This is a genomic window from Brevundimonas diminuta 3F5N, from assembly GCF_900163625.1.
Taxonomy (GTDB): domain Bacteria; phylum Pseudomonadota; class Alphaproteobacteria; order Caulobacterales; family Caulobacteraceae; genus Brevundimonas; species Brevundimonas diminuta_A.
In genome coordinates this window covers 1-17,145 of sequence record NZ_FUIE01000085.1, presented here as the reverse complement: position 1 = coordinate 17,145, position 17,145 = coordinate 1, and the positions used below count along the sequence as shown (strand labels likewise).

The following is a 17,145-nucleotide window of genomic DNA, read 5'->3' as shown; positions in this document are numbered from 1 at the left end:
CATCCGGCGGCGAGAGGAAACGCGCATGACAGAACGATCGACACGGCGATCCGTCCTGACCGGCGCGAGCGCCCTGGCCCTGGTCGCGCCGCTGTTCGGCCTGGCCGCCTGCGGCCGCAAGGAAGAGGCGCCGACGCCCGCTGCCCCCGAAGCGCCGAAGGGTCCGCCCGAAGGCTCGCTGGAGTGGGCCGTCGCCGGTTCGTGGCGCACGGCGGAAGACAAGGCGCGCGACGTCTGGCGTCATCCGGTCGAGACCCTGCGCTTCTTCGGGCTTCAGCCGAAGATGACGGTGATCGACTTCTGGCCCGGCAGCGGTTGGTATGCGGAGATTCTGGCCCCTTATCTGAACAAGGGCGGCGGCGCTCTCTATCTGGCGGGCTTCGTCGAGGGGCCGAACGCCGATCCGGCCCAGGTCGCCATCAACAACGCCCTGAAGGCCCGCATCCTGGCCGACAAGAAGCTGTACGGCCCGGTGCAGTTCCCCGCCTTCGGTCCCGGCTCGCCGCCCGTGGCGCCAGCGGGGACGGCCGACATGGTGCTGTTCATGCGCTATATTCAGGCCTGGATGGCGGCGGGCATTGCGGAAAAGGCGTTCGCCGACGCCTTCGCCGCCTTGCGTCCCGGCGGCATCCTGGGGATCGAGCAGCATCGCTTGCAGCCGGACGAGGATCAGGATCCGGCCGCCGCCAACGGCTATGTGCAGGAAGCCTTCGTCAAACAGCTAGCTCAAGAAGCCGGCTTCGTCTTTGTCGAGGCGTCCGAGATCAACGCCAATCCGGCCGACACCAAGGATCACCCCTTCGGCGTCGAGACCCTGCCGCCGCGTCGCCTGACGGCGCCGCTGGGCCAACCGGCCGACCCCGAGTTCGACGGGGCGAAGTATGACGCCATCGGCGAAAGCGACCGCATGACGCTGAAGTTCAGGAAGCCCGAGTGAGCCGCACCGCCGCCTTCGCCGCCCATGCGCCCCTGATGGGGGTGCCCGGCGCCGCCAGCCCGCCGGGGGGCGAGGGCGACTGGTTCCGCGGCGCCGGGGGTCTGCGCCTGCGCGCCGGTTTCTGGACGCCCTCGACCCTGCAGGCCAAGACGCCGCGCGGGACGGTCATCCTCAGCCCCGGCCGCACCGAGCCGATCGAGAAGTATTTCGAGCTGATCGGCAACTTCCTGGCGCGCGGCTTCTGCGTTCTGGCGCACGACTGGCGCGGCCAGGGGCTGTCGGCGCGGCTGCTGCCCGACCGCCTGCGCGGCCACGCCCGCGCGGTCGAGGAATTCCTCGATGACTACGCCCGCCTGCTGGACGCCTATGAGGCGCGCGCGCCCAAGCCGTGGATCATGGTCGGCCATTCCATGGGCGGCGCCCTGAACCTGTTGACGCTGGAAGGCGACGAAACGCGTTTCGCCGGCGCCGTCCTGTCCAGCCCCATGCTGCGGATCAAGACCGGCAAGCGGTCGATGTGGACGGTCAAGCTGGCGGTGCGTTGGGCGCTGCGCCACGGCAAGGCCGGGGACTATGTGCTGGACGACCCGGACGATCCCTTCGACCACACCTTCGAGACGGACGGCCTGACGTCGGACCAGGCGCGCTACGACCTGTGGCGGCAACAGCTCTACGCCTGCCCGCACCTGGCCATCGGCGGCCCGACCTGGGGCTGGCTGGCCTTCGCCCTGGACGCGGGCGAGCGGGCGCTGAAGCCGCGCGCGCTGAAGGGGGTCAAGATCCCCGTCTGCGTGGTTCAGGCGGCCGAGGACGACAAGGTCTGGAAGCAGACCAACCGCTGGGCCGCCCGGCGCATGGGACGGGGCCGCTACGTCGAGGTTCCGACGGCCAGGCATGAGGTCATCATGGAGGTCGACGACCTGCGCGGCGTCTTCCTGCACGAGTTCGACGCCCTGGCCGACTATGTGGCGCCGGGCGCCGCCGCGCCGTCGGCCTCTCCGGCCGCGCGGACCGCCGAACCGACCTGATCGCTCAGACGACGCCGAGCAGGGGCAGGGCCTGGATCGTCAGGCGCGCGTCGCCGGTCGCCAGGACGCGGCCGTCGGCGGCGTGCGGCGACCCGCCTCGCCAGTCGGTGAAGCGGCCGCCCGCCGCCTCGATCAGAGGCTTGTGCGCCGACCAGTCCCAGACCTTCAGCTCGCTTTCGGCCACCAGGTCGATGCGTCCAGCCGCGACCATGGCGTAGGCGTAGCCGTCGCAGCCTAATCGGGCCAGGCGGGTGGCGGCGCGCAGGCGGTCCCAGGCGGCGCGGTCGTCGCCGACGAAGACCTCGGGATCGGTGGTGGCGATCACGGCCTGGCCCAGATCGGGGCAGGCGCGGGTCTGCAGCGGGGTTTCCGCGCCGTCCTTTAACAACCGCGCGCCCGAGGGGCCGCCGAGGAAGACCTCGCCCAGATAGGGTTGGCCGACAGCGCCGATCACGGGAACGCCGTCCTGGCGTAGAGCGATCAGCGTGGTCCACAGGGGCAGGCCGGCGATGAAGGCGCGGGTGCCGTCGATCGGGTCCAGCACCCAGACGTGGTCGGCGTCGGGCCGGTCCTCGCCGTATTCCTCGCCGATGACGCCGTGGTCGGGATAGCGGGCGGCGATCAGGCGGCGTATCGCGGCCTCGGCGGCGCGGTCGGCCTCGGTGACAGGGTCGAAGGCGCCGGGGCCGCCCTTGTCTTCCTGCAGGAAGACGCCCCGGAAGAAGGGCAGGGCGACGCGCGCGGCCTCATGCGATAGTTCGACGACGAAGGTTTCCAGCTCGGTCATGCCCCGGCCATACACCGCCCGGAGCGCGATGGCCCAAAATTCATTGAATCAAGGGCTCATTGAGCCGGGAAGGCGATCAGGCGGCGGCAGCCAGGGGCGTGTCGGGGCGGGGCTGACCGCTGTCCGGGCTTTCGCCGGCGCCGTCGTAGAAATAGCTGACCGGCGTCTGCAGCGCCTCGGCCAGTTCCCACAGGCGGGCGGCCGAGATGCGGTTGGCGCCGCACTCATACTTCTGAATCTGCTGGAACCGTATGCCGATGCGGTCGCCCAACTGCTGCTGGGTCAGGCCCAGCAGGCGGCGACGGCGGCGCAGGCGACGACCCAGGTGAAGGTCGATCTCGGCGGGCATGACGACTCTCCTGTCTTCCTCGGCCTGTGCCGGATCGGCACGGACGCCAAGGCGCGTCGCAAGCGGCGTGCCGTTTTCGCCCCAAAGGCGAGAGGCTGAGGCGAAGGCGCAACCCGACGCCCGCCCGCGCATTACGGCCAAGGCAGTCAGCTTTTCAGGAAGGGAAGAGAAGCATGGGTGGATTTGGATTTATCGCCTGGATCATTATCGGCATCGTCGCCGGGTGGCTGGCGGAGAAGATCATGAAGCGGGATCACGGCCTGCTCACCAATCTGATCGTCGGCGTCGTCGGCGCCCTGATCGGCGGGTTCCTGGCCAACAATCTGTTGGGGGTGGACGCGGCGGGTAACTGGATCGTCGGCGTCATCGTCGCCACCATCGGCGCGGTAGTCCTGTTGTTCCTGCTCGGCCTGGTGAAGCGGCGGAGCTGATCGGCGCCTTATCGAACAAGAAAAAAGGGGCGGCCCGACGGGCCGCCCCTTTTGCCGTCGAACCAGACGATTTAGTGAGGTTCGTCGCCGTTCGGTTCGTCGCTGCTCGGCTCATCGGCCGGCGGCGCGTCGGCCGGGGGGGCGTCAGCCGCGGCGTCCGGGGTCGGCTCAGCCGTGTCCGAGGCGATCGGAGCGGCCGACTGAATGTCCGAGGCGCTGGCGTCGACGACGATGTCGGCGCCGTCCTGACGGATGCCGGCCAGCGGCACCGGGCGAACCTGGCCATCGGCGGTGCGGACGGTCAGTTCCTGACCGTTGGCGCCGTTCTGGACGCCGACCAGTTTGCCGATCTCGGCGCCGTCGCTGCCCTTGACGGTCGAGCCCGGCGTGAGGGTCAGGCTCTGGGGAGCCGCGGCCGCCTCAGCGGGAGCCGGTTCGGGCGTCTGCGGCGTCGTGGCGTCCTGGGCGAAAGCAGGGGCGGCGATGAGGAAGGCGCCGGCGATGCCGGTCAGCAGGGCGGTCTTGCGGATCATGAGAAACTCCTGAAAGGGCGAGCCCGGCGCTCGCGAAAAAATGAACCCCCGTGATCTCTGATGGTTTCACCTGCCCCGAAATGACCTTCTACTTGCCCCAAACGACCGATTCTTGCTCTTCGGAGGTTGATTGACCAAACCGAGCGCAAAACACGACCCTTGGCGGATCACGCGTCGACTGGCGGGGCTGGCCTATGAGCTGACGCCGCAGATGTTCGCGGTCGCCACCTTCCTGCTGGGCGGGGTGATGCTGCTGTCGGCGGTGACGCCCGCCTTCAGCGATCGGCTCAGCGCGCTCGGGCGCTTTTATCCGCCGCTGCTGATCGACCTGTCCCACTTCGCGGCGAGCGTGACCGGCTTCGTCCTGCTGCTGATCTCGGCGGGGCTGTGGCGGCGTCGGCGCGGGGCCTATTACGCGGCGCTGGGCGTCCTGCTGGTCGGGGCGGTCTTCTCGTTGATGAAAGGGCTGGACTGGGAGGAGGCGATCGAGCTGACCCTGGCGGCGGCGTTGCTGACGCCGTGCCGGTCGGCCTTCAACCGGCGCTCGCGTCTGGGCGAGCCGCTGCGGCCCGGTTGGCTGCTGATGCTGGCGGCGGCGGTGGCCGCCATGCTGTGGCTGGGCCTCTTCGCCTATCGCGACACGGCCTATACGGACGAGCTGTGGTGGACCTTTCTGGTCGACAAGCAGGCTTCGGGCTTCCTGCGCGCCGGGGCTGTGCTGGCCCTGCTGACCCTGGCGGTCGGGGTACGCTCCCTGCTGACGGCGCCGGGCGCCCGCAGCCACGGCCCGGCGGCCCCCGCCGACGTCGATCGCGCCCGGCAGGCGCTGGAGACGGCCGAGATCGCCACGCCCGAGGCGAGCCTGGCCCTGCTGGGCGACAAGGCCCTGTTGTTCAGCCCATCAAGGCGCAGCTTCATCGCTTATCGCGTGCGCGGCCGCCGCTGGATCGCCATGAGCGAACCGGCCGGGCTGAAGGAAGAGCGGCTGGAGCTTCTGTGGGCCTTCGCCGAGATGGCCGACAGCTATGGCGGGGCGGCGGTCTTCTATTCGGTGAGCGAGGGGCTGCTGGCCGACCTGGCGACGTTGGGTCTGGCTATGCGCAAGGTGGGCGAGGCGGCGGTGATCGACGCCGCCCATTTCACGACCGAGGGCAAGGGCAAGCAGAACCTGCGCACCGCCGTGAACCGGGCCGAGCGCGAGGGCGCAAGCTTCGAGGTGGCGCCGCCGGGCGCGGCGCGGGCGCTGGAGGCCGAGTTGCGCGCCGTGTCCGACGCCTGGCTCAAACATCACAACGGTTCGGAGAAGGCCTTCTCTCTGGGCCGGTTCGACATCGACTACCTGGATCGCCAGCCCTTGGCCGTGGTGCGCGAGAACGGCCGCATCGTCGCCTTCGCCAATCTTCTGGTCGGGGCCGGCGGGCGCGAGGCGATGATCGACCTGATGCGCCATGATCCCGAGGGGCCGCATGGGGTCATGGACTATCTGTTCACCCGCACGGCCCAGTGGGCGCGCGAGCAGGGCATGGACCGGCTGGACCTGGGCATGGCGCCCTTGTCCGGTCTGGAGGATCGCCGCATGGCGCCGGTCTTCGCGCGCGTCGGCGCCCTGGTGTTCGAGGAGGGGGGCGCCGTCTACGGCTTCCAGGGCCTGCGCGCCTACAAGGCCAAGTTCGGCCCCGCCTGGCGGCCGAAATTCATCGCCGCTCCCACGACCACGCCTCTAGCGCTGGCCCTGCTGGACGTGGCGCTGCTGACCAGCGGCGGCTGGCTGGGTCTGCTGGGGCTGAAGAAGTAGCCGCCACGCACAAAAAAGGCGGCCCGCAGGGGCCGCCTTCTTCGTTTCGGCTGGTCGCCGGGATCAGTCGGCGCGGACGCGCTTCTTGCGGAAGGAGGGGTTCAGGATTTCCTTGCGCAGGCGGATCGACTTGGGCGTGACCTCGACCAGTTCGTCTTCCTCGATATAGGCGATGGCCTGTTCCAGGCTCATCTTGCGCGGCGGGGTCAGGCGCACGGCCTCATCCTTGCCCGAGGCGCGGACGTTGGTCAGTTGCTTGCCCTTGATCGGGTTGACGTCCAGGTCGTCCCAGCGGCTGTTCTCGCCGATGATCATGCCCTGATAGGTCTTCTCGCCGGCGTTCACGAACATGACGCCCCGGTCTTCGAGGTTCCACAGGGCGAAGGCGGCGGTGTCGCCGTCCGAGTTCGACACCAGAACGCCCTTCAGGCGGCCTTCGATGGCGCCCTTGTGCTCTTCATAGTGCGAGAACACGCGGTTCAGCACGCCCGAGCCGCGCGTGTCGGTCAGGAACTCGCCCTGATAGCCGATCAGCGAGCGCGACGGGCACTTCAGCTGGATGCGGGTCTTGCCGGCGCCCGACGGGCCCATGTCGGTCAGTTCGGCCTTGCGGGCCGACAGCTTCTCGATAACCACGCCCGAGAATTCGTCGTCGACGTCGATCATGACGTCTTCGATCGGCTCAAGCTTCTGGCCGTTCTCGTTGGTTTGATAGACCACGCGGGGACGCGAGATCGACAGTTCGAAGCCCTCGCGGCGCATGTTCTCGATCAGCACGCCCAGTTGCAGTTCGCCGCGGCCGGCGACTTCATAGGCGTCGGAGTCGGGCGTCTGGGTGATGCGGATGGCGACGTTGGCTTCGGCTTCCTTCAGCAGGCGGTCGCGGATCACGCGCGACTGGACCTTGTCGCCTTCGCGGCCGGCCAGCGGGCTGTCGTTCACGCCCACGGTCATCGAGATGGTCGGCGGGTCGATCGGCAGCGACGGCAGGGCCTCGGTCACTTCCAGGGCGCACAGGGTGTCGGCCACGGTGGCTTTCGACATGCCGGCGATGGCCACGATGTCCCCGGCCTCGACGCCGTCATCGATCGGCTGACGCTTCAGGCCGCGGAAGGCCAGCACCTTGGTGATGCGGCCTTGCTCGATGGTCTTGCCGTCGCGCGACAGGGCCTTGATGGCCATGCCGGGAACCGCCTTGCCCGAGTGGATGCGGCCGGTCAGCAGACGGCCCAGGAAGGGATCGCTTTCGATCAGCACGTTCAGGATCTGGAACGGCTCGTTGACGCGCGCCTGGGCGACCGGAGCCGGAACGTGGTCCACGATCAGGTCGTACAGCGGGTGCAGGTTCTCGCTCGGCTGGTTCAGGTCCAGCGTGGCCCAGCCCGAACGGCCCGAGGCGTAGATGACCGGGAAGTCCAACTGCTCGTCCGTCGCGCCCAGGGCGGCGAACAGGTCGAAGGTCTCGTTCAGAACGCGGTCCGGATCGGCGTGGGCGCGGTCGACCTTGTTGATGCACAGGATGGGACGCAGGCCCATGCGCAGGGCCTTGGTCAGCACGAACTTGGTCTGGGGCATGACGCCCTCTTCGGCGTCGACCAGCAGGACGCAGCCGTCCACCATGCCCAGGATGCGCTCGACCTCGCCGCCGAAGTCGGCGTGGCCAGGGGTGTCGATGATGTTGATGCGGGTCTCGCCCGCCTTGCCGTTCCACAGCACCGAGGTGCATTTGGCCAGAATGGTGATGCCGCGCTCGCGCTCCTGGTCGTTGGAGTCCATGGCGCGTTCCGTGGTCGCCTCATTGGCGCGGAACAGGCCCGACTGGGCGAGAAGGGCGTCAACCATGGTCGTCTTGCCATGGTCGACGTGGGCGATGATGGCGATGTTGCGCAGGTTCATTTCGGGCTCGGGCGGACTGTGTTCGGTCACGGATGGGCCGCGCCGCTGCAAGAAGGTTGCAGAGAAGGGAAGGGTTCGGGGCGCCTCTTACAGGGATGCGGGCCAAAACGCCAGTCCAGTGCGTAATCGCGTTCAGCAGGCGGGCGACCCCAGGAGTCAGCCCAGCGGCAGGAAGGCGATCACCGCCAGCGCCAGCAGCCCGATCAGCAGGGCCGACAAGGCGGCGACGGCGGCCACGCGCGGCCCGGCGCGGACCACGGCGCGCGGATCGACCATCAGTCCCAGCGCCGCCATGGCGATCAGCGTCAGCGCCGAGACGGAGACCTGCAGCGGCGGCAGGACCGCCTCGGGCAGCCAGCCCAGCGAGCGCGCGGCCATCAGGGCCAGGAAGACCAGGATGAACCAGGGCGCCATCTGATGCAGCTTGGGTCCGCGCCCGGCTTCGCTCTGCTTTGAACGCATCAGGCCCAGGATCAGGCAGACCGGCCCCAGCATCAGCACGCGCACCAGCTTGACCACGGCGCCCGTCTGGACGGCGGCCATGCCTGCGGGTGCGGCGGCGGCCAGCACCTGGGGCACGGCGTAGACGGTCAGGCCCGCCAGCACCCCGACCCGCGTGGCGTCATAGCCCATCATGGCCCCGACGGCCGGTACCAGCAGCACCACGGCGATACCCAGCACGGCGGTGAAGCCGATGGCGGCGGCCACGTCTTCTCCCTCCGCCTCGATGACGGGGGCGACGGCGGCGATGGCCGAGTTGCCGCAGATGGCGTTGCCGCACGCGACCAGCAGGGCCATGGCGTGCGGCAGGCCGAACGCCCGCCCCAGCGCATAGCCGCCGACGATGGCAACGGCGACTACGCCGACGATCGCCAGCAGCAGCCAAGGCCCCAGCGCCGCCACGGCCGCGCCCGAGACGGTGGCGCCCAGCAGCGCCACGGCGACCTCCAGCAGGGTCTTGGCGCTGAAGGTCACACCCGGGGTCCACAGTGACGACGGCGTCCAGACCAGGCGCAGTCCCGCCCCGATCAATATGGCCAGCACCAGGCCCTCGACCCATGGATGCTCGAACAGCCGGGTCTCGACGATCTGCAGCCCATAGGCGACGGCGCCGATCACGGCCGATAGGGCGACGCCAGGCAGCAGGCGCGCCAGGCCCGTCAGGCGGCGAGAGGAAGCGGCATGGTCGAGAACGGCGGTCATGCGGTTCTTATCCGCTCCGCCATCTGATCGATCCAACGCGTAGTTATGGACTTAATGATCGATCTAATTGATCAATGACGTATGACGCTGGAACAACTCCGCATCTTCGTCGCCGTGGCCGAGCGTCTGCATATGACGCGGGCGGCCGAGGCTTTGCACCTGACGCAGTCGGCGGTCAGCGCGGCGGTCAATGCACTGGAGACGCGGCACGGGGCGCGGTTGTTCGACCGGGTCGGGCGCGGCCTGGCGCTGAACGCGGCGGGAACGGCGTTCCTGCCGGAGGCCAGGGCCGTGCTGGCGCGGGCCGAGGCGGCCGAGCGGTTGCTGGACGAACTGGCGGGGTTGAAGCGCGGTTCGGTGCGGCTGTTCGCCAGCCAGACCATCGCCGCCTATTGGCTTCCGCCGCGCATGGCCGCCTTCGCCCAAAGCCATCCGGGCATCGAGCTGCGTCTGTCGATCGGCAACACCCATCAGGTGGTCGAGGCGGTGCTGGCGGGCGAGGCGGAACTGGGTCTGATCGAGGGCGCCGAGGACGCGCCCCGGCTGGAGCGGACGCGCATCGCCGCCGACCGGCTGATCGTGGTGGCGGCGCCGGAGCACCCGCTGGTGGATCGGGACGGGCCTCTGGCGGCGTCTGATCTGAAGGCGCTGGACTGGGCCTTGCGTGAGGCGGGGTCCGGCACCCGCAGCGAGTTCGAGGCGGCCCTGCCGCGCGGTATGGCTGCGTCGGACCTGAAGACGGCGCTGGTGCTGCCGTCCAATGAGGCGATCCTGACGGCGGTGGCGGCCAGCACAGGAGAAGGCGGCGGGCTGGTGACAGCGATTTCGGAACTGGCCGCCCGGCCCCTGATCGAGGCGGGGCGGCTGGTTCGTCTGCCGCTGGATCTGCCCGAGCGGCCCTTCTATCGGCTGCGCCACCGCGAGCGCAGCGCCAGTCGGGCGGCGGAAGCCTTCGCCGCCACCCTCTAGTTCGGCTTAGACCTGCGCCGAGCGGCGGCGCACCCAGGCGTAAAGGGCGTAGGTCAGGACGGCGAAGGCGATCAGACCGGCCCACATCGCGGGCCAGCCGCTGTCGGCAGGCAGCAGGGCGAAGGGCGCCTCCTTCTTGGTGCCGACGATGACGGCGGCGGTGAAGACGCCGAACAGGCTCTCGCCCACGATCAGGCCGGACGCCAGCAGCACGCCCATGCGGCGGGCCACATCGGCGTAACGGGTCGACTTGACCGCCCGGTCGTACAGCCAGCCGCAGACCGCGCCGATGACCAGCATGGTGGTGACGGCGGCCGGCAGATAGACGCCGATGCCCGCAGCCAGCGGCGGCAGCTTGATCTTATCATTGGTCGTGCGGCGCAGGATGACGTCGAGGATGATGACCAGAACGCCGACCACGGCGCCGATGCCGATCAGGTCCCAGCGCAGGTCGCCGCTGATGACGCCCTTGGCCAGGGCCGAGATCAGGGTCGCCTGGGGCGCGGCCAGGGTCTGCGAGCCCTGGACGATGGCGGGCGGGCCGCCTTCGAAGCCGAAGGCCTGGTTCATCATGTCCAGCACGAAGGGGATAACCAGGGCGCCGGCGACGACGCCGACCAGCAGGGCCGTCTGCTGACGCCAGGGCGTGGCCTCGACCAGCTGGCCGGTCTTGAGGTCCTGCAGGTTGTCGTTGGCGATCACGGCCACGGCGAAGACCACGGCGGTGACGATCAGGGCGAAGGCGACGATCGACGGATCGGCGGGCACCCCGGCGATGGCCAGCACGCCCAGCATCAGCAGGGAGGCGATGATGATGGCCAGGATGCCGACGCCGGACACCGGGCTGTTGGACGAGCCGATCAGGCCGGCCATGTAGCCGCAGATGGCCGCCACGGCGAAGCCGATGACCACGACATAGACCAGGCCGCCGATCACCAGCAGCGGGGCCGATCCGGCCAGGCTGGTGCCCTGGGCCACGACGGCCAGCAGGACGGCGATGCCGACCAGGGCGGCGACGGAGATCAGGCCGACCAGCTTGATGGGAATGTCCTGCTCGGCCAGTTCCAGCGTCTCGCCGTGGGCGCGGCGCGCCTGGGCGGAGATGGCCGAGGCCAGGCCCGCGACCAGGGGCTTGGCCAGCTTGGCCAGGGTCCACAGGGCGGCGACGCCGATGACCCCGGCGCCGATGAAGCGGACCTCCTGGGCCCAGACGCTCATGGCCAGGCCCTCGGCGCCGGCTTCGGCGGGAACCCCGGCAGCGATGGACGGCACGCCGTTGGCGGCGGCCCAGGCGACGAATTCGGGCGAGGTCAGGATGGGCACGAAGATCAGCCAGGCCAGGATCAGGCCGAACAGCTGGGTCAGGCCGACCGCCAGGCCGATCAGGTGGCCGGCGCCCAGCAGGGCGAACTGCATGGAGAAGCCGACGCCGGTCGCGCCGCCGCCCATCGCGGCCGGAAGGCGCAGGAAGGCGGTGGTCTCATGGGCGAAGACGCGGGCGGCGGCCAGGAAGCCGAAGAAGGCTGAAGCGATCGCCCCGCCCATGACCACGAACAGGCCGGACTTGTTCTCGCGCACGGCCTCCTCGGTCTGCTCCGCGCCGGGCGAGCCGACCTTCAGCACCTCGGCGGCGGCGACGCCCTCTGGGTAGGGCAGGCCGCCCTGGACGACCAGGGTGCGGCGCAGGGGAATGGAGAAGGTCACCCCCAGCACCCCGCCCAGCACGCAGATCATCACCGACTCCCAGAAGGGGAAGTTCATCCACCAGCCGATCATCACCAGACCGGGCAGGACGAAGATGATGGCGCTCATCGAGCCGCCGACCGAGGCGACGGTCTGGACGGTCATGTTCTCCCAGATGGTCGAACCGCGGAACGCACGCAGCAGGGCCATCGAAATGACCGCCGCCGGAATGGCCGAGGCGAAGGTCAGGCCGACCTTCAGGCCCAGATAGGTGTTGGCCGCCGTGAAGACCGCCGCCAGCACGCAGCCCAGGATCAGGGCGCGGATCGTCAGTTCGATGCGTTTGCCGGTTCCGGCGAGTTTGTCCGTCATGCGGTAGCCTCGTGAATTTGCCGGGAGGCTAAGCCTGAAAGCCGGGCCGTGACAACGGGGCGCGCCTCTTCTCTGACGTCCTTTCAACCGCTACCTCTGCATCCATGCCCGAATTGCCCGAAGTCGAAACTGTCCGTCGCGGCCTGGAGCCTGTGCTGGAAGGCGCGCGTCTGACCGCGCCGCGCCAGAATCGGGCGGACCTGCGCTTTCCTTTCCCGGAGCGCTTTATCGAGCGGCTGGACGGGGCGACGGTGCTGCGGCTGGACCGGCGGGCCAAGTATCTGCTGTTCCCCCTGTCGACCGGCGAGACCTGGGTGACGCATCTGGGCATGACGGGGCGGTTCACGCTGGAAGGCGTCGCGCCGGGCGTGTTCGAGACCGAGGCGCCGCTAGCGGGCAAGCATGAACATATGAGCCTGACGGCGGACCGGGGCGGGGTGCTGACGCGGCTGGGCTACGCCGATGCGCGGCGTTTCGGCTTCATGGGCCTGATTCCGACCGAAGGGGTGGCGGATCACGCCTGGTTCGCCAAGTTGGGGCCGGAACCGCTGGGCAACGCCTTCTCGGGCGCGCATCTGGTCGAGGCCTTCGCGGGGAAGGCCCAGAACATCAAGGTGTCGTTGCTGGATCAGAGCATCGTGGCGGGGTTGGGCAACATCTATGTGTGCGAGGCGCTGTACCGGGCGCGCATCTCGCCCCTGACGGCGGCGGGCAAGGTCAGCCGCCCCCGGCTGGAGCGGCTGGCGGTCGAGGTGCGCAACGTTCTGGCCGACGCCATCGCGGCGGGCGGCTCGACCCTGAAGGACTTCGCCAACGTCGAGGGCGGCCAAGGCTATTTCCAGCATCGCTTCGATGTCTACGGCCGCGAGGGCGAGCCGTGCCGCACCGAGGGCTGCTCCGGCGTGGTCGGCCGCATCGTTCAGGGCGGCCGCTCGACCTTCTTCTGCTCGATCTGTCAGAAGCGGTGATATGTCGTAAAATTTCGACTTGATGTAAAAAATAATAGACATCGTGTCAGTATGATGTGACTTTTCTCCGTGACAGCAGTCAGGAGCGCGTCATGACGTTTCGCGAAAAACACTTGTGGGTCGCCATCGTCGCCGGCCTGGTGGTCTGGGGCGCCTACGCCTGGCGATTCGGCGAGCGCATGCTGGCCGGAGGGCTGAAGCAGGCGGACTTCGCCGCCGACATGGGCGGGCTGTTCGTGCTCGGCCTGATCGCCGTGGTGGTGCTGGAAAGCGGGCTGACGGCCCTGGCCATGCTGACCACCTCCAAGGCCGAGCGCCGGGCGCGTGACGAGCGCGAGGGACTGGCGACGCTGCAGGCCAGCCATGTCTCCCTGATGGTGCTGATCGGCCTGCTGGTCACGGTATCGGCGGTCGCCTACGGCGTCGGCTTCTGGGGCAGCGTAAAGCCCGAGGGGCTGGCGCGGTGGATGATCCCCGGCAACGGCCTAGTGCTGGTCGCCAATGCGGTGCTGGGCTGCATCATGCTGTCGGAACTGGCGCGCTGGGGCCTGTCGCTGGCCCTGCTGAAGCGGGGGCGGTGATGGGCAAGGCGCCGCCGCCGATCAGGAACCGCATCCGCGAGCTGCGCTTCCACGCCCATGAGATGACCCAGGCGGATCTGGCCGCCCGCATCGGCATGACGCGTCAGACCATCGTCGCCATGGAGCAGGGTAAATACTCGCCCAGCCTGGAGGCCGCCTTCCGCATCGCCCAGGTCTTCGGCGTCGAGATCGGCGAGGTGTTCCAGTGGGAGGGCTGAGGCGCTAGACCTCCCTGCAACGAGCATAGAGGAGCGCCTGATGGCCGACGCCTATTCCACCCTGCTGATCGAACGCCACGCCGACGGCTATGCGGTCGTCACCCTGAACCGGCCCGAGGCGCTGAATGCGCTGAACACCACCCTGACCGGCGAACTGGGCGACTTCCTGGAGAGCGTGGCCGACGATGACTCCGTCAGGTGCATCGTCCTGACCGGCTCGGTGAAGGCCTTCGCCGCCGGCGCCGACATCAAGGAGATGGCGGACCAGGCCTATGCCGACATGTATCGCGGCAACTTCTTCGCCCGCGCTCATGACCGGGTGGCGAGCTTCCGCAAGCCGATCATCGCGGCGGTGTCGGGCTATGCCCTGGGCGGCGGTTGCGAGCTGGCCATGCTGTGCGACTTCATTATCGCCTCGGACACGGCCAAGTTCGGGCAACCCGAGATCAACCTGGGCGTGGCGCCCGGCATCGGCGGCTCTCAGCGCCTGACCCGCGCCGTGGGCAAGGCCAAGGCGATGGACATGTGCCTGACCGGCCGGATGATGGACGCGGCCGAGGCCGAGCGTTCGGGCCTGGTTTCGCGCGTTGTGGCGGCCGACGCCCTGCTGGACGAGGCGCGCGCGGCCGCCGCCAAGATCGCCGGCCAGTCGATCCTGGCCGTCATGGCCAATAAGGAGCTGGTCAACGCCGCCTTCGAGACGACCCTGGCGCAAGGGGTGGTGTTCGAGCGCCGCCTGTTCCACTCCCTGTTCGCCTTCGACGATCAAAAGGAAGGCATGGCCGCCTTCGTCGAGAAGCGCAAACCCGCCTTCACCGGCCGCTGAATCCATGTCGGGGCCGGATGATATGGGGCGCAAACCCCGGCCCCGACTCAATTCCAGCGGGATCGCGTTGACCGTCCGAGGGCTTTCCGCTATAGCCGCCCGCTCTTGAGATTTTCTCGCCGTGGACGTGTGGTTTACGGCGTTTTCGTTCGAAGGTTTTTACCCGATGGCCAACAATGCAGGCGCCCGCAAGGCGATCCGCAAGATCGAAGCGCGGACCGAAGTGAACAAGGCCCGCCGTACCCGCGTCCGTACCTACCTGCGCAAGTTCCAGGAAGCCGTCACGGGCGGCGACGTGGAAAGCGCCAAGGCCGCCTTCATCACCGCCCAGTCGGAACTGATGCGCGCCGTGTCCAAGGGCGTCGTTCACAAGAACACCGGCTCGCGCAAGGTCAGCCGTCTGGCCGCCCAGCTGAAGAAGCTGTCGGCCGCCTGATTTCGCACGGCGCTCGGACGGGTCTTCACGGCTTCGTCAAACGGCGCAATGTGACGGCTACGGAGGGCCTGTAACGGGCGTTTCGTAAAAGAATGCAAGAAATTCAACGGCGAGGAAGCGCAAGCTCCCTCGCCGTCTTGCTGTCTGCTCCTAAGTCACGCTTACGGATTCTGGTTCTCGATTGAGGCGAAATCGCCATTTTCCCAAGCCCTGCCGAGGTTTGCTGGAGTCAATCAATTTAAGTGCGAATCTCGACTCGAATCAGCGTTGATCTCCGCCGCGCCGGGGGTAAGTTGAAGGGGTAACGCACTTCCGTCCTTTCTGGATGAAGACGAGGGAAATCAATGGTTTCCCTTGGTGCGAGATGTCTGTCTGTGAGTACGACCCCGCTTGCGAAGCCCGGCTTCGCGAGGCGAGAGAAGTCGTCCCTGGATATGGCCTCTCGAAGGGCGTTCGTCGGTGATAACTCTTGTGGCGGGTGTTCTGAATGATCGGGGGCGCGGTAATGGCGGGAATGACGGATCCCAACCGTATCTGGACCGAGGCGGCGGACCGCCTGAAGGCTGAGATCGGGGATGGTCCCTTCAGCTCCTATATCGCGCCTTCCGCCGTGCGCGTGGATTCCCAGGGCAATCTGATCCTGGTCACCCCGACGGCCTATGCCCGCGACTGGGTGCGCAAGAACGCCCTGCGTCGCATGAACGAGCTGTGGCTGGGTCTGGACGGTCTGTCGCGTCGCCTGGAGGTGCGCTGCCGCGCCGAGATGGGTTCGGCGCCGCCGTCCGGTCTGCGCGACGCCCCGCGCCTGGCCTCGATCAGCCCCGCCCCGGCCGCTCCTGCCGCTTCCGCGCCCGCCTTCGCCGCAGCGACCGACGGCGCCCGCGCCGTGCGCGCCGCCGGCCTGCAGGAGCGCCTGACCTTCGACAGCTTCGTCGAGGGCCACGGCAACGCCTTCGCCCTGGCCATCGCCAAGCAGGTGGCGACCTGGGCTGACGGCCACTTCAACCCCGTCTTCTTCTGCGGCCCCTACGGCTACGGCAAGACGCACCTGCTGAACGCCATCGCCTGGGAGGCTCAGCGCCTGCGCCCGGACGCCAAGGTGGTCTATCTGACCGCCGAGCGTTTCCTTTCGACCTTCGTGCGCGCCATGCAGGACCGCTCGACCGCCGCCTTCAAGGAAAGCCTGCGTTCGGCCGACATGCTGCTGCTGGACGACGTCCAGTTCGTCGGCGGCAAGACCTCGACCCAGGAAGAGCTGCTGAACACCCTCACGGCCCTGATCGAGGACGGCAAGCGCATCGTCCTGTCGGCCGACCGCGCGCCGATGGCCCTGACCGACGTCGAGCCGCGCCTGCGCAGCCACCTGGCGGCGGGCCTGACCTGCCCGGTCGAGGCGGCGGACCGCGATCTCAAGGTCGCCGTGGCCCAGTCGCGCCTGAACGCCCTGGCCCAGCTGGGCGTCGTCTCGGGCGAGGCGCGCGCGGACGTGCTGGAGCATCTGATCGACCGCACCCCCGGCTCTATGCGTGAGCTGGAAGGCGCCGTGAACACCCTGGCCGCCGTCGCCGGAAGCCGCCTGTCGGCCCTGACGGTGGATGAGGTCCAGACCCTGCTGGGCGCCGCCCTGCGCACGGGGCCGGAGCGCCGCATCACCGTGGACGAGATCCAGAAGACGGTGGCCGAGCACTTCAACCTGAAGCAGGCCGACCTGCTGAGCGAGCGCCGCACCCGCGCCATCGCCCGCCCGCGTCAGGTCGCCATGTACCTGTGCAAGCAGCACACGACCCGCTCCTATCCCGACATCGGCCGTCGCTTCGGCGGGCGCGACCACACCACCGTCCTGCACGGGGTCCGCAAGATCGAAGAGCTGATACCCAAGGACGACCAGATCGCCCGCGACGTCGAGGCCCTGACGCGCAAACTGCGCGGGTAACAAGGAAAAATGGCGCGTAAACTGCGCGGCTAAGCGCCTCTCCCCGCTCATCCCGGCGAAGGCCGGGATCCAGATGCAAACCTGGCGGTTGGTTAGAAAGGCCCACCGGAGCCGCAACGGCAGATGGCGAGCCTTACAATCTGGGTCCCGGCCTTCGCCGGGATGAGCGGGGAGAGGCGCTTAGCCGCGCAGTTTACGCG

At 68.6% G+C, this 17,145-nt stretch carries 16 protein-coding genes and 1 pseudogene; 11 read left to right on the top strand and 6 right to left on the bottom strand.

Annotated features, from left to right (window positions below):
* Positions 1-25: 25 nt before the first annotated feature.
* Entirely contained in the window at positions 26-937 is a 912-nt protein-coding gene (locus tag FM111_RS15320; protein ID WP_087141788.1) for a class I SAM-dependent methyltransferase, read from the top strand.
* Positions 934-1,965: an alpha/beta fold hydrolase gene (locus FM111_RS15315; protein WP_087141787.1), complete on the top strand. Its 1,032-nt coding sequence runs from the start codon at positions 934-936 to the stop codon at positions 1,963-1,965. Before FM111_RS15320 ends, FM111_RS15315 begins: the two co-directional genes overlap by 4 nt.
* Positions 1,966-1,969: 4 nt before the next feature.
* On the opposite strand, the gene hisN is transcribed toward FM111_RS15315, so the two are convergent.
* Positions 1,970-2,752 carry a histidinol-phosphatase gene (hisN, locus tag FM111_RS15310; protein ID WP_087141860.1) on the bottom strand — a complete coding sequence of 261 codons (783 nt, stop codon included), beginning with the start codon at positions 2,750-2,752 and terminating at the stop codon, positions 1,970-1,972.
* Positions 2,753-2,879: 127 nt separating this feature from the next.
* A pseudogene (locus FM111_RS15305) lies at positions 2,880-3,101 on the bottom strand (helix-turn-helix domain-containing protein); the annotation flags it as partial.
* A 173-nt stretch (positions 3,102-3,274) separates the two neighbouring features.
* On the opposite strand from FM111_RS15305, the gene FM111_RS15300 reads away from it, so the two are divergent.
* Complete coding sequence (locus FM111_RS15300; protein WP_087141785.1) at positions 3,275-3,532, top strand: GlsB/YeaQ/YmgE family stress response membrane protein; 258 nt, start codon at positions 3,275-3,277, stop codon at positions 3,530-3,532.
* A 71-nt stretch (positions 3,533-3,603) separates the two neighbouring features.
* Here the strand turns inward: FM111_RS15300 and FM111_RS15295 are convergent, their stop codons facing one another.
* A complete protein-coding gene (locus FM111_RS15295; protein WP_087141784.1) occupies positions 3,604-4,065 on the bottom strand; it encodes a superoxide dismutase in 462 nt (153 codons plus the stop codon).
* 130 nt (positions 4,066-4,195) lie between these two features.
* Between FM111_RS15295 and FM111_RS15290 the strand changes: the two genes are divergently transcribed.
* Positions 4,196-5,860 (top strand): GNAT family N-acetyltransferase, encoded by a 1,665-nt coding sequence (locus FM111_RS15290; RefSeq protein WP_087141783.1) that lies wholly within the window; start codon positions 4,196-4,198, stop codon positions 5,858-5,860.
* A 63-nt stretch (positions 5,861-5,923) separates the two neighbouring features.
* Here FM111_RS15290 and typA read toward each other — a convergent pair whose 3' ends face one another.
* Complete coding sequence (typA, locus tag FM111_RS15285; protein WP_087141782.1) at positions 5,924-7,756, bottom strand: translational GTPase TypA; 1,833 nt, start codon at positions 7,754-7,756, stop codon at positions 5,924-5,926.
* A 156-nt stretch (positions 7,757-7,912) separates the two neighbouring features.
* Positions 7,913-8,959 carry a YeiH family protein gene (locus tag FM111_RS15280; RefSeq protein ID WP_087141781.1) on the bottom strand — a complete coding sequence of 349 codons (1,047 nt, stop codon included), beginning with the start codon at positions 8,957-8,959 and terminating at the stop codon, positions 7,913-7,915.
* Between the two features lie 81 nt (positions 8,960-9,040).
* On the opposite strand from FM111_RS15280, the gene FM111_RS15275 reads away from it, so the two are divergent.
* Complete coding sequence (locus FM111_RS15275; RefSeq protein WP_087141780.1) at positions 9,041-9,928, top strand: LysR substrate-binding domain-containing protein; 888 nt, start codon at positions 9,041-9,043, stop codon at positions 9,926-9,928.
* A gap of 6 nt (positions 9,929-9,934) precedes the next feature.
* On the opposite strand, the gene FM111_RS15270 is transcribed toward FM111_RS15275, so the two are convergent.
* Positions 9,935-11,983, bottom strand: a complete 2,049-nt coding sequence (locus FM111_RS15270) for an OPT family oligopeptide transporter (protein WP_087141779.1) — start codon at positions 11,981-11,983, stop codon at positions 9,935-9,937.
* A gap of 104 nt (positions 11,984-12,087) precedes the next feature.
* Here FM111_RS15270 and mutM point away from each other — a divergent pair, with 104 nt between their 5' ends.
* The 6 genes from mutM (at position 12,088) to dnaA (ending at position 16,945) form a co-directional block, all read left to right on the top strand.
* Positions 12,088-12,951, top strand: coding sequence for a bifunctional DNA-formamidopyrimidine glycosylase/DNA-(apurinic or apyrimidinic site) lyase (gene mutM, locus FM111_RS15265; RefSeq protein WP_087141778.1), 864 nt, complete (start codon positions 12,088-12,090; stop codon positions 12,949-12,951).
* 92 nt (positions 12,952-13,043) lie between these two features.
* Positions 13,044-13,532, top strand: a complete 489-nt coding sequence (locus FM111_RS15260) for a hypothetical protein (RefSeq protein WP_143276142.1) — start codon at positions 13,044-13,046, stop codon at positions 13,530-13,532.
* Entirely contained in the window at positions 13,532-13,750 is a 219-nt protein-coding gene (locus tag FM111_RS15255) for a helix-turn-helix transcriptional regulator (protein WP_087141776.1), read from the top strand. The genes FM111_RS15260 and FM111_RS15255 overlap by 1 nt, the downstream gene beginning before the upstream one ends.
* A 40-nt stretch (positions 13,751-13,790) precedes the next feature.
* A complete protein-coding gene (locus FM111_RS15250; RefSeq protein WP_087141775.1) occupies positions 13,791-14,576 on the top strand; it encodes an enoyl-CoA hydratase in 786 nt (261 codons plus the stop codon).
* Between the two features lie 166 nt (positions 14,577-14,742).
* Positions 14,743-15,012: a 30S ribosomal protein S20 gene (gene rpsT / locus FM111_RS15245; protein WP_025978008.1), complete on the top strand. Its 270-nt coding sequence runs from the start codon at positions 14,743-14,745 to the stop codon at positions 15,010-15,012.
* Between the two features lie 514 nt (positions 15,013-15,526).
* Positions 15,527-16,945, top strand: coding sequence for a chromosomal replication initiator protein DnaA (dnaA, locus tag FM111_RS15240; RefSeq protein ID WP_256968368.1), 1,419 nt, complete (start codon positions 15,527-15,529; stop codon positions 16,943-16,945).
* Positions 16,946-17,145: the final 200 nt, after the last annotated feature.

Excerpts from the sequence above, each read along its gene's own strand:
- FM111_RS15270 (WP_087141779.1), bottom strand. The coding sequence starts at position 11,983 with ATGACGGACAAACTCGCCGGAACCGGCAAACGCATCGAACTGACGATC.
- rpsT (WP_025978008.1), top strand. The coding sequence starts at position 14,743 with ATGGCCAACAATGCAGGCGCCCGCAAGGCGATCCGCAAGATCGAAGCG.
- FM111_RS15320 (WP_087141788.1), top strand. The coding sequence starts at position 26 with ATGACAGAACGATCGACACGGCGATCCGTCCTGACCGGCGCGAGCGCC.
- mutM (WP_087141778.1), top strand. The coding sequence starts at position 12,088 with ATGCCCGAATTGCCCGAAGTCGAAACTGTCCGTCGCGGCCTGGAGCCT.
- FM111_RS15280 (WP_087141781.1), bottom strand. The coding sequence starts at position 8,959 with ATGACCGCCGTTCTCGACCATGCCGCTTCCTCTCGCCGCCTGACGGGC.
- FM111_RS15250 (WP_087141775.1), top strand. The coding sequence starts at position 13,791 with ATGGCCGACGCCTATTCCACCCTGCTGATCGAACGCCACGCCGACGGC.
- FM111_RS15275 (WP_087141780.1), top strand. The coding sequence starts at position 9,041 with ATGACGCTGGAACAACTCCGCATCTTCGTCGCCGTGGCCGAGCGTCTG.
- FM111_RS15295 (WP_087141784.1), bottom strand. The coding sequence starts at position 4,065 with ATGATCCGCAAGACCGCCCTGCTGACCGGCATCGCCGGCGCCTTCCTC.
- FM111_RS15260 (WP_143276142.1), top strand. The coding sequence starts at position 13,044 with ATGACGTTTCGCGAAAAACACTTGTGGGTCGCCATCGTCGCCGGCCTG.
- dnaA (WP_256968368.1), top strand. The coding sequence starts at position 15,527 with ATGACGGATCCCAACCGTATCTGGACCGAGGCGGCGGACCGCCTGAAG.
- FM111_RS15255 (WP_087141776.1), top strand. The coding sequence starts at position 13,532 with ATGGGCAAGGCGCCGCCGCCGATCAGGAACCGCATCCGCGAGCTGCGC.
- typA (WP_087141782.1), bottom strand. The coding sequence starts at position 7,756 with ATGAACCTGCGCAACATCGCCATCATCGCCCACGTCGACCATGGCAAG.
- hisN (WP_087141860.1), bottom strand. The coding sequence starts at position 2,752 with ATGACCGAGCTGGAAACCTTCGTCGTCGAACTATCGCATGAGGCCGCG.
- FM111_RS15300 (WP_087141785.1), top strand. The coding sequence starts at position 3,275 with ATGGGTGGATTTGGATTTATCGCCTGGATCATTATCGGCATCGTCGCC.